At 32.5% G+C, this 11,918-nt stretch carries 11 protein-coding genes; 7 read left to right on the top strand and 4 right to left on the bottom strand.

The features are described 5' to 3' along the window. Nucleotides 1-45 precede the first annotated feature (45 nt). From IR213_RS05435 to IR213_RS05420, 4 genes are all read left to right on the top strand, one after another. Complete coding sequence (locus IR213_RS05435; protein ID WP_194311298.1) at nucleotides 46-1,749, top strand: family 16 glycosylhydrolase; 1,704 nt, start codon at nucleotides 46-48, stop codon at nucleotides 1,747-1,749. Between the two features lie 205 nt (nucleotides 1,750-1,954). Continuing rightward, the gene (locus IR213_RS05430) at nucleotides 1,955-5,407 is read left to right on the top strand and encodes a hypothetical protein (protein ID WP_194311297.1); all 3,453 of its coding nucleotides are present in this window, start codon (nucleotides 1,955-1,957) and stop codon (nucleotides 5,405-5,407) included. Nucleotides 5,408-5,646: 239 nt separating this feature from the next. After that, on the top strand, nucleotides 5,647-6,231 hold the full coding sequence (locus IR213_RS05425) for an RNA polymerase sigma factor (protein WP_194311296.1): 585 nt from the start codon (nucleotides 5,647-5,649) through the stop codon (nucleotides 6,229-6,231). A gap of 54 nt (nucleotides 6,232-6,285) precedes the next feature. Next, a complete protein-coding gene (locus IR213_RS05420) occupies nucleotides 6,286-6,429 on the top strand; it encodes a hypothetical protein (protein WP_194311295.1) in 144 nt (47 codons plus the stop codon). Between the two features lie 16 nt (nucleotides 6,430-6,445). Here the strand turns inward: IR213_RS05420 and IR213_RS05415 are convergent, their stop codons facing one another. Beyond that, nucleotides 6,446-7,105: an endonuclease III domain-containing protein gene (locus IR213_RS05415; RefSeq protein ID WP_194311341.1), complete on the bottom strand. Its 660-nt coding sequence runs from the start codon at nucleotides 7,103-7,105 to the stop codon at nucleotides 6,446-6,448. A 225-nt stretch (nucleotides 7,106-7,330) separates the two neighbouring features. Between IR213_RS05415 and bcp the strand changes: the two genes are divergently transcribed. Beyond that, the gene (bcp, locus tag IR213_RS05410; RefSeq protein ID WP_194311294.1) at nucleotides 7,331-7,783 is read left to right on the top strand and encodes a thioredoxin-dependent thiol peroxidase; all 453 of its coding nucleotides are present in this window, start codon (nucleotides 7,331-7,333) and stop codon (nucleotides 7,781-7,783) included. A gap of 146 nt (nucleotides 7,784-7,929) precedes the next feature. On the opposite strand, the gene IR213_RS05405 is transcribed toward bcp, so the two are convergent. Next, entirely contained in the window at nucleotides 7,930-9,396 is a 1,467-nt protein-coding gene (locus IR213_RS05405) for a TonB-dependent receptor (RefSeq protein ID WP_194311293.1), read from the bottom strand. Nucleotides 9,397-9,494: 98 nt separating this feature from the next. Between IR213_RS05405 and IR213_RS05400 the strand changes: the two genes are divergently transcribed. Next, nucleotides 9,495-10,259, top strand: coding sequence for an MBL fold metallo-hydrolase (locus tag IR213_RS05400; RefSeq protein ID WP_194311292.1), 765 nt, complete (start codon nucleotides 9,495-9,497; stop codon nucleotides 10,257-10,259). Nucleotides 10,260-10,271: 12 nt separating this feature from the next. Further along, nucleotides 10,272-10,772, top strand: coding sequence for a hypothetical protein (locus IR213_RS05395; protein WP_194311291.1), 501 nt, complete (start codon nucleotides 10,272-10,274; stop codon nucleotides 10,770-10,772). Between the two features lie 145 nt (nucleotides 10,773-10,917). On the opposite strand, the gene IR213_RS05390 is transcribed toward IR213_RS05395, so the two are convergent. Next, entirely contained in the window at nucleotides 10,918-11,559 is a 642-nt protein-coding gene (locus IR213_RS05390; RefSeq protein ID WP_194311290.1) for an alpha/beta hydrolase, read from the bottom strand. Nucleotides 11,560-11,563: 4 nt separating this feature from the next. Beyond that, nucleotides 11,564-11,890 carry a hypothetical protein gene (locus IR213_RS05385; RefSeq protein WP_194311289.1) on the bottom strand — a complete coding sequence of 109 codons (327 nt, stop codon included), beginning with the start codon at nucleotides 11,888-11,890 and terminating at the stop codon, nucleotides 11,564-11,566. Nucleotides 11,891-11,918 lie beyond the last annotated feature (28 nt).

The following is an 11,918-nucleotide window of genomic DNA, read 5'->3' as shown; positions in this document are numbered from 1 at the left end:
TAACTATCTTTTATTAAACTATTTTTAAATTTTAAAAAAAATATCATGAAAAAAAATACTTCACTTCAATTGTTCTTTTTGGTTTTTCTAATTGGACAATGCTGTCTTGCACAGGTTGATGTTGTTTATAATGATTTAGTTTGGTCTGATGAATTTACTGTTAATGGAGCTGTAGATTCCAACAACTGGTTTCATCAAACTCAATTGCCTGCCGGTGGAAGCTGGTTTAATGGCGAAGTGCAACATTATACTAATCTCACGACTAATTCTTTTGTTGATACAGGTCTATTACATATTGTTGCAAAAAAAGAATCTTTTACCGATCAGGGTGTAACTAAAGAGTATACATCAGCCCGATTAAATTCTAAATTTGCCTTTAGATACGGACGTGTAGATGTCCGTGCAAAATTGCCAATTGATTCAGGAACTTGGCCTGCAATTTGGATGTTGGGCAAAAACGTAAATGAACCTGGAGGTTATTTTGCTTCAACTTATGGAACTACAGATTGGCCGGCATGTGGAGAAACTGATATTATGGAGCATGGAATTTTTTCATCACAGTCTATCAATTACATTCAAAGCACTATGCATACACCTTCTTCCCATGGGAATTCAGTAAACAATGGTGGAACAATAGCTTCTGATTTAGCAAATAACTACCATATTTATTCTATGAATTGGTCGCCAAACCAAATATCATTTCTTCTTGATGGTGTTGCTTTTTATACATACAATCCAGCGGTTAAAGACGCCAGTACTTGGCCATTTGATAAAGAACAATATTTATTATTGAATATTGCTTTGGGAGGGATAGCTGGAACAATTGCGCCAAGTTTTACACAAGCTTCTATGGATATTGATTATGTAAGAGTCTATCAAAATACTACTATTGATACCCAGCCACCTGTTAATTTTGCAGCTTCTGTTGGGGCAATTTCAGGATCATCTGTTGAATTATTGCTAAATGCTACGGACAACTCAGGAAATGTCACCTACAATGTTGATTATGGATCTGGAACGAGTTCGACATATAGCCTTTCCGGTGTTCAAAAATCATTAATCATATCCAATTTGTCTCCTAATACTAATTATACTTTTTCAGTTTCGGCAACTGATGCAACAGGAAATGCCGCTGTTAATAATCCAATTGTACTTAACGCTAAAACAACGGTAATTTCGCAATGTTCCGGTACTGATACACAGGCTCAGCAAGGTGCTTTTACATTAGGATACAATTATGCTTTCGAAACCATTGGAAATGATGTTAAAATTACATTTGAATTGTTGGATAACAAAGTCGGATTAGTGGCGTTTTTGCGAAATCAAAGTTCCCCGTCCACTGAAACACAAATGTCGAATGTTTCTGGACAGGTTTTTACTAAAACCATTACAGGACAAACCATTGGTTCAACCATTAACTATGCCTGTAAATTTGCTTATGCGGGTGGAGGATTGTCTGTCACGAAATATATTTCTTATGTGGTGGGCAGTAGTTGTTCATTGAGGGTAGAAACTTCATCTGAATTGAAACAGTTTTACTATCCTAATCCTGTAGAAAATATATTATATTTGCAGTTGCTAGATGAACAAAATCAAATCATTTTAACAGATATATTAGGGCAAAAAATATTTGAAGATGTAGTAAAGTCATCACACAATTTGGATATGAGTGGTCTTAAATCAGGAATTTACTTTTTAAAAGTAAAAAACTTGCACGGTGTTCAAAATGTAAAAATTATAAAAAAATAGTTGTTAACTCTAAGGTCACAACAAAATCAATTGAAAATAAAGTTACGAAAGTTTCTTTATACCTCTTGTAATTAAATTTCTTGAATCAAAATTTCAACTTTTAAAATAGAACATAGATGGGCAGTAGTAATCTTATAATTATTTGCAACTGTAACAATATAAATACAAATTAATAAAAAATACGCAACGCATTAATACAAATATTATGAAAAATGAAATTCTACTTGGGAATTATAATTTAAACAATGAAAATAAAACTATCACAGGGGAATTTGTAGATTTTGATGGTGAATCATTTTACAAAATAGCTAATTATGATAAGATGGATCCTTTTTTTATGACTATCGTTAGCAACTCTGACCATTGGATGTTTATCTCCAGTAACGGAGGATTATCAGCCGGTAGAAAAAATCCTGATTTAGCTTTATTTCCTTATTATACAGTAGATAAAATACAAGATTCTGCCGAAATTTCGGGAAGCAAAACCATTTTGTTAGTCACACGAGGTAGTAAAACTTCATTGTGGGAAGTCTTTTCGGATAAGTACAATGGTGTTTATAAAATACAACGTAACATTTACAAAAACGTTTATGGAAACAAAATACTATTCGAAGAAATTAACGAAGATTTAGGAATCACTTTCTCCTATCAATGGATGAATAGCGAAAAATTTGGTTTTATCAAAAAATCAATGCTTATTAATAATCTTGAATCACCTTGTTCGGTTTCTGTTCTTGATGGAATCCAAAATATTTTGCCAGCTGAAATCAACCAGCAACTCCAAAATTCATTGAGCAATTTAGTGGATGCTTACAAAAAAAGCGAATTGGTCACTAATACAAATATTGGACTATATATGTTAAGTTCAGTAATAGTTGACAAAGCTGAGCCTAGCGAAGCTTTGAGTTCTACTGTAGTTTGGTCAGAAGGATTAAGTGATGCTAAGATTTTATTATCTTCTAGTCAATTAAAAAATTTCCGAAAAGGACTTCCTATTGAAGAAGAAAAAGATATAAGAGCCACCAGAGGAGCCTATTTTATTAATGCTGAAATAGAACTTTCATTTAATGAGAAAAGAGAGTGGCACATTGTTGCAGACATCAACAAAAATTCGGGTTATATCGCTACTTTAAAACATTTTTTATCAGATAATAAAAATTGTGCCCAACAGTTGCTTGATGATGTAAATGATTGTACAAAAGATTTAGTGAGAATATTGGCATCTGCAGATGGTTTACAACTAACAGGGGATAAATTAGGCGTTAATAGACACCTATCGAATGTGTTGTTTAATGTAATGCGTGGAGGTATTTTTGATGATAATTATTCTATTGGTAAAAAAGATTTACTGGAATTTATTGAAGGTGCTAATAATACTGTTTATAAAAATAATTTAGTATTCCTTCAAAATTTAAATCAAAAAGAAGATTATTCTATTTTACTAAAAAAAGTGGCAAGTCATGACGACAAACAATTAATCCGTTTGCTGTATGAATATTTGCCATTAACTTTCAGTAGAAGACATGGTGATCCATCACGTCCGTGGAATCGCTTTGCAATTGAAATAAAAAAAGGAGACGGTTCAAAAAACCTAAATTTCCAAGGAAATTGGAGAGATATTTTTCAAAATTGGGAAGCTCTTGGATTATCGTATCCTTCATTCATAGAAGGAATGATTTCTAAGTTTTTAAATGCCTCTACTGCGGATGGTTACAATCCATATCGAATCACAAGAGACGGAATAGATTGGGAATCACCAGATCCTCATGATCCTTGGGCAAATATTGGTTATTGGGGTGACCACCAGATTATATATCTACAGAAATTTTTAGAAATATCTAAAAAATACCATCCGGGAGTTTTAAACAGTATGTTGACTGAAAGTATTTTTGCTTACGCCAATGTACCTTACAGAATTAAGTCCTACGAAGATTTGGTAAAAAATCCTTTTGACACGATTGAATTTGACTTTGAAGCAGAGAAAATAGCTTTAGAAAGAGTTGAAAATATTGGTAGCGACGGAAAACTTATTTTAGAATCTAACGGAAATGTACTTCAAGTAAATTTTACAGAAAAATTACTTGCAATGTTGCTGGCTAAACTTTCTAATTTTATTCCAGAAGCAGGAATTTGGTTAAATACACAAAGGCCAGAATGGAATGACGCTAACAATGCTTTAGTTGGAAATGGTGTTTCTATGGTAACATTATACCATATTCGAAGATTGCAGTCTTTTTGTCTTGAATTATTTAAAGGAACCTCTATAGAAAAAATTGAAGTTTCAGAGGAGATGGCAGTATTTTTTGATTCCATTTTTAAGATTTTTGAGCAATACAAAGATTTATTGATAACAGATATTTCAGACTCTAATAGACGATTAATTGCTGATGGTTTAGGCTATGCAGGAAGTAATTATCGTGAAAAAATTTATCGTAAAGGATTTTCAGGCAATAAAGAAACTATTAATGTTTCAGAATTAGTAGCGTTTTTCGAATTAACGATTAAACATTTTGATCATTCAATTAGAAAAAACAAAAGAGAAGATAATTTGTATCATTCCTATAATCTAATTTCATTTAAAGAAAAAAGTATTTCTATTCGTCATCTTTATGAAATGTTGGAAGGACAAGTAGCTATATTGAGTGCTAGTGTTTTAAATACCGAAGAAGTTAATCAGGTACTTGATGCTTTAAAAGGGAGCGCTATGTTCAGGAAAGATCAATTCAGCTACATGCTTTATCCTGATAGACAGTTACCTAGGTTTACAGAAAAAAATAATATTCCGTCAGATTTAGTTCAAAACAGTAAATTGCTTTCTCAACTTATTTCAGAAAGCAATAGCGATATAATTTACAAAGATATTGATGGGGTGTATCATTTTAATAGTAGTTTTAGAAATGGTGCCGATTTAAAAAGCGCATTAAATTTGTTGCCGGCACAGAATAATTTGGAGCAGGAAAAAGAATCGGTTTTACAAATTTTCGAAAAAGTTTTTGATCATCAGTCGTTTACAGGTCGATCAGGAACATTTTATGGATTCGAAGGATTAGGGTGTATTTATTGGCACATGGTTTCTAAATTATTGTTAGCAATTAGCGAAAACTATTTCTTGGCATTACAAAACACTACTGATGAGATTCAACTTGGCAGATTAGTTAAGCATTATTATGATGTAAGGGCTGGAATAGGATTTAATAAATCACCAGAATTATTTGGTGCTTTCCCTACAGACGCCTATTCACACACTCCCGGAAATGGCGGTGCTAAACAACCCGGAATGACTGGGCAAGTAAAAGAAGATATAATTTCTCGCTTTGGAGAATTAGGAATTAATGTGCAAGATGGAAAAATTGTTTTCAATCCTGGTTTGTTAAGAAAATCAGAATTTTTAATGACTGCTGATAATTTTGAGTATTTTTCTATTCAAAACCATAAAGAATCAATTAATTTAAAAGAAAATAATCTGGTATTTACTTTCTGTCAAGTTCCTTTCGTGTATCATATTTCAGAAAAAAATAGAATTACAGTAACAAATACTGACGGATCATTATCTAAATTAGAAGGACTCACAATTGATGAGCACAGCAGTAAAGAAATATTTGAAAGAACAAATAGTATTAAACAAGTAGATGTTTATCTTGTACCTCGATTAGCATAGCTAGGTTAAGAAAATTTTATTGCAATTAAATTAAAGGCTTCTTTTCTATTAAAAGAGAAGCCTTATTTTTTATCTTTTAATTTAAGTTTGTTAAATTTTAACCTTTTTACTTGCTTCTTTAGATAAATATTTGTTAAATTTGACAAATAATAAACCACAAAAAAATTTTAGCCTATTATATAAAACTACTTTTTAGAGAAAATTGATCCAATTTCATTAAAAAACTAAAAGGTATAACTATGGCTGATATTCAACTTCCAGACGCTTTATTGGTGAAAAATTATGTTGAAGGCGACGAAAATGCTTTGACAGTATTAATCAATAGACATCAATCAAAAATATTTGGTTTTATTTATTCGAAAATTTCTGACAGAGACATTTCGAATGATATATTTCAAGACACTTTTATTAAAGTAATCAAAACTTTAAAATCAAAATCCTATAATGAGGAAGGAAAATTCTTGCCTTGGGTAATGCGAATTGCCCATAATCTTATTATTGACCATTATCGTAAAAACAAAAAAATGCCTATGTTCAGAGAAACAGAAGAATTCTCCATTTTTTCAATTATGTCTGATGATTCCCTTACAATAGAAAATAAAATCATTCGAGAACAAGTTGAAATTGACTTAAAAAAACTAATTGAAGAACTTCCTGCTGATCAAAAAGAAGTATTGATTATGCGAATGTATCAAGATATGAGTTTCAAGGAAATTTCAGAAATAACAGGCGTTAGCATCAATACAGCCTTAGGAAGAATGCGTTATGCACTGATGAATATAAGAAAAGTTATTGATAAACATCAAATTATTTTAACGAATTAATACTTTATTGTAAATTATTGCGTTGTAATAAATAAACACAAATTTTATTACTTTATGGCAAAAATTTACTCTAAAAAAGCATTAGCAATTCCTACAATGAAACCAAAAAAAGAGACTATTTCTTTTTTATTAAATTACTCAAAAGCATTGAGTATAATAAAAGGTAAAACTATGAGTTTCGAAGTTATGGCTAATTAGAAAAACATCCCGAAAATCATCGGGATGTTTTTGTTTGATACTCTTCCAAAACAGTTTTCCTGCCAATGGTTTTCGTAATAATGTCTTTCTCTAAATCCCAACCTCTGGCCGGAGAATATTCTCGACCGTACCAAATCATTTGAAGATGCAAATCATTCCAAGTTTCTATTGGAAAAATGCGTTTAGCATCTTTTTCTGTTTCCACTACATTTTTCCCACTAGATAAATTCCATCGGTACATCAATCTGTGGATGTGCGTATCCACAGGGAAAGCGGGAAATCCAAAAGCTTGTGACATTACAACACTCGCTGTTTTATGTCCTACAGCAGGTAATTCTTCCAGACTTTCAAAACTCTGAGGAACTTTTCCGCCGTGTTTGTCAATCAAAATATGGGATAAACCATAAATTCCTTTTGACTTCATTGGCGATAAACCACAAGGACGAATGATTTCTTTTATTTCCTCGACCGACATTTTTATCATATCATAAGGATTATCAGCTTTGGCAAAAAGTAAGGGCGTAATTTGATTGACGCGAACATCCGTACACTGTGCCGAAAGCAAAACCGCAATCAGCAAAGTATAAGGATCTTTATGATTTAAAGGAATTGGAATAGTAGGATATAATTCTTTTAACGTATTTATAACAAATGTTGCACGTTCCGGTTTGGTCATTTTCATTAAATTTGAGTTGTAAAATTAATCTAATTTTTATTATGTGCCTAATCCAGCTTTCCGTTTCAACTCCTCGTTTTTTCAAGCTTTTTTTCTAAGCAATAGCAAGAGCTTCCTTTGGTCGCTTTGCTATTTCAAGAAAAAAACAGCTTCAAAAACTGCGGGGTTTTTCACTCTAATCTGGGGCAAACTTAATAACTAAAACCCAAAACCTAACACCCAATTATGACAACATTAAAAAAAGGGGATAAAGCACCCAATTTTTCAGGACTGGACCAAGACGGAAATTCACATAAATTAGCCGATTATAAAGGGAAAAAATTAGTAGTTTTCTTTTACCCAAAAGCAAACACGCCAGGTTGCACCGCCGAAGCTTGTGATTTAAGAGATAATTTTGAGCGTTTTCAAGCTAATAATTATGCCCTTTTAGGAGTAAGTGCCGATGCTGCAAAAGCACAAGCCAAATTCAAGGAAAAATACAATTTTCCTTTTCCTTTATTGGCTGATGAGGATAAATCCGTAATACAGGCTTTTGGAGTTTGGGGACCTAAAAAGTTTATGGGAAAAGAATATGACGGCATTCACAGAACTACTTTTGTGATTGATGAAAATGGAGTTATAGATGAAGTAATTTCGGAAGTAAAAACGAAGGCTCACGCTGCTCAGATATTGAAATAAGGTTTCAGATAGCAGACAGCAGATTTCAGTCTTAAATAAAAAATCCAAGAAAGTAATAATATTACTTCTTGGATTTTTCGATTAAAAATATTCATTAAAGATAACTATTATTTGCCATCTGAAACCTGCCGTCTGCTATCTGTTATCTAATTACTTTTCTCAAGTAGTTGATTTGCTTTGTATCCAAATAGTTCTTGTTTTTTGATTATTTCGGCTACACCTGATGGCAACATTGATTCCCATCCGGGTTTATTCTCACTAATCATTTTTAACACCTCGCGAGAGAAAACTTCAAGATTTTCCGGATTGTAGTTATCAATGTCAACCACTTTTCCGTTGAATTTGAAGAATTTATACAATTCCTTCATTCGTGGATGAACTTTCAAGGTTTCGGAATTCATAATTTCTCCGTTTTCGTCAATCATTGGATACAGATATACTTTCATGTCTCTGTAGAATAATTTCCCGAAAGCTTCCAGAATTCCACCACTTAAATGGCGATAGTATTTTTCGTCAAAAATGTCAACTAAATTATTCACACCCATTGCTAAGCCCATTCTGGCTTTGGTATATTTCGAAAAATATTCAACCACTTTATAATATTCCTGAAAATTTGAAATCATTACCGTTTGTCCAAGAGAGCAAAGTAATTGGGCTCGATCCATAAAGTCTCTTTCGTCAATTTCACCATCAGAACGGAGGTTAGATAATGTGATTTCAAAAATGACCAAAGTGTTTTCGGCATTAACTTTGTGCTCATCCAGAAACATTTTTAACGATTCCTCATACATATCCATATTTACCTTTGTCACAGGACGAAAACTTCCTCTTAAAGCAAGAATATTTTTTTTGTATAATATCGCTGCCGGAAGTATGTTTCTGCCTTCTGGATCAAAAATTACGGCATCAGTCATTCCGTTCTTTACCAATTGCAAACTCATTAAACGATTGTCAACATTCGCAAAACGAGGTCCTGAGAAATTGATGGTGTCTATTTCAAGTTGGTCTTTGTCGAGATGATCATATAAATAACGCAACATTCTTTTAGGGTCATTGTATTTATAGTAGGCGCCATAAATAAGATTTACCCCAAGGACACCAAGTGTTTCTTGTTGCAAACGAACATCAGTTTCCTTAAAACGAATGTGTATGACGATTTCGTTATAATCTTCGTCAGGTTCGATTTGATATCTGATGCCAACCCATCCATGTCCTTTAAATTGTTTTGCAAAGTCAATGGTAGCAACGGTATTGGCATAAGTAAAAAATATTTTATTGGGATGTGTCTTCCTGCTTAATCGGTTTTCGATTAGACCGGCTTCATGTGAAAGCATTTTTTTGAGACGGCTTTCCGTTACATAACGCCCATCTTCTTCAACTCCGTATATGGCATCACTAAAATCTTTATCATAAGCAGACATTGCTTTTGCAATCGTCCCTGAAGAACCACCAGCTCTAAAAAAATGTCTTACAGTTTCTTGTCCAGCACCAATTTCGGCAAAAATCCCATAAATATTTTCGTTCAAATTAATACGAAGGGCTTTGTCTTTTATAGAAGGAATTTGTTCGATGACTTTGTCACCTTTCAATTTTATTTCTGTGTCCTTTTTCATTGAAATAGTGCTAATTTGGTGCAAAGTTAGTAAAATAGCTTTCTAATTAAAGAGATTTATTGCTATTTTTGTAAAATAATTAGCAAAAACCATGGTTGATGAATGTATATTTTTTAGGAACTGGCACTTCACAAGGAATTCCTGTAATTGGGAGTATTCATTCTGTTTGTAAAAGCACTGATTTTAAAGATAGAAGACTTCGGGTTTCAGCTTGGATTTCATGGGAAGATTATTCCTATGTAATCGATTGTGGACCTGACTTCAGGCAACAAATGTTAGTCTCAAATTGTCAAAAAGTGGACGGAATTTTATATACTCATGAACATTCAGATCATACTGCTGGCTTGGATGATATTCGTCCGTTTAATTTCAAGCAAGGTTCCATGCCCATTTATGCACATCAACGAGTTATTGATAATCTAAAAAAACGATTTGATTATATTTTTGAAACCGAAAACAAATATCCTGGTGCACCTTCAGTGAAAACTATTGAAGTGGTTAATAATCATCCTTTCCCTATAGGAAATAAAATAGCAATTCCCATAAATGTGATGCACGGAAATCTTCAGGTCTTTGGTTATAGAATTGATGATTTTGCCTATTTGACTGACGTTAAAACAGTCGAAAAAAGCGAAATTACCAAATTGAAAAATCTGAAAGTTTTGGTTGTAAATGCTTTGCGTGAAGAACATCATAATACCCATTTTAATTTGCAGGAAGCTTTAGATTTTATAGCTTTAATTAAACCTGAAAGAGCCTATCTAACTCACATTAGCCATATTATGGGTTTCCATGAAGAAGTACAACAAAAACTTCCGGAAAACGTTTATTTGGCTTATGATAATTTAGAAATCACCATTTAAAATTACTTAATAATGAAAAAATCCTTCTTGCTTTATCTTTTTATTCTTGTGCTGCTTTTGAATCTTTTTACTTATATGTATTTCACTAAGGAGTTGGCTTTTGAACAAAATCAGTTCACAAATAAAGAAAAAAAGTTGAATAATAATTTGAATTCTATCACTAATAAACTGACGGATGCCAATTACTTTTCTTTGGAAAATAATGAAAATGCCCAAAATTATTTTAATCCCGATACAGCAACAAAAACTATTCAAATCAAAAAATTAATCCCTTTTGTAACCGAAAAATTAATGGATTTGAATTCCAATCCCAAGGGAAATCCTTTTGTTGGTCAAGATCAGATTGGAGCCAATAAATTCATCATCAATAAAGTAAAAATTTTGAATCACAGATGGATTATCGCCGATTTTAGCGATGGAGAATATTGGGGCGAAGTTTTAATAAAGTATTTTGTCAATGATGACGAAACAGTTTCTTTCGAAACATTTCAATCTTTGTTATACCAAAAATAGTGTTCAGATTTCAGATTTCAGATTTCAGATTTCAGATTAAGATTGTTAAGCATCTATGTCAAAATAAAACAAAAATTTCTTATTTCTCATGATGTTTCCGTTTTTTTGCTAACTGCTACCTGCTACCTGCTACCTGTCTACTTCCTTAAAGTAGCCAATTCTTGAAGTCATAGAAATTTTGCGGTGAAACTCCGTGTCCAATTGGGTATTCTTTATAAGTTATAGGTATTCCTAAATTCTCCAAAAAAGGTTTTGCTTTTCGTCCCCATTCCACCGGAATTACTTGGTCAACTGTGCCGTGAGAAGCAAATATTTTCAGATTGGAAAACGAATTTTTTAAATAATTTTCTTCCAGTATTTCGGGATTGATATAGCCACTCATTGCAACAACTCTTTGTACTTTTTCAGGGTGGGAAAGCGCCACGGCATAACTCAAAATCGTACCTTGGCTGAAGCCAATTAAGGTCACATTTTTAACATCAATAGGATAATTAGCTTCTAATTCATCAATGAATTGGGCAATTAAATCTCTTGAAATTCTTGCCTGTTTATTGTCAGAAAATTTTTTTTCATCGGCATCAAAATTGATGGCATACCACGCATAACTTCCATGTTGTAGATTGTATGGAGCGCGAGCCGAAACAATATAATATTCGTCAGGAAGTTCTGCCGCAAATGAGAATAAATCTTCCTCGTTGCTGCCGTAACCGTGAAGTAATAGTAAAAGCGGATTTTTGGCCAACTTTGTTTTTGGTTCTTTAACCAGATATTCTAGGGATAATTTCATTTTTCTAAGATATATTTGAAAACCATTTTTGAAAATAATTCCCTAACAATGGAATTGGTTTTGTTTCCCCATTGATGGCACTAAAAATTCCATAAGTCCACAAAACAGAGAGGAAAACCCACATTGAAATGGAAATCATGGGACTGTCAAAATTACTGATGATTAATCCTAAAGATATAAAAGTAATCGATAAACCCAATGCTTGTCGAATATGAAAAGAAGCAAATGAATTTTTGTTTTCAGAATTCATTGACATTGCGATGAAGACTCCAATGATTAAAATATAGCTTGTTATGGCGGCTGTTTTTCCTTTTTCGATGCTGTTGTTCATATATAGATTTTATGCGTGACAGGTTTTT

Source organism: Flavobacterium soyangense, from assembly GCF_015277675.1.
Lineage (GTDB): Bacteria > Bacteroidota > Bacteroidia > Flavobacteriales > Flavobacteriaceae > Flavobacterium > Flavobacterium soyangense.
Note: the sequence above shows the minus strand (reverse complement) of the source record. Positions and strands in the feature narration are given on the sequence as shown.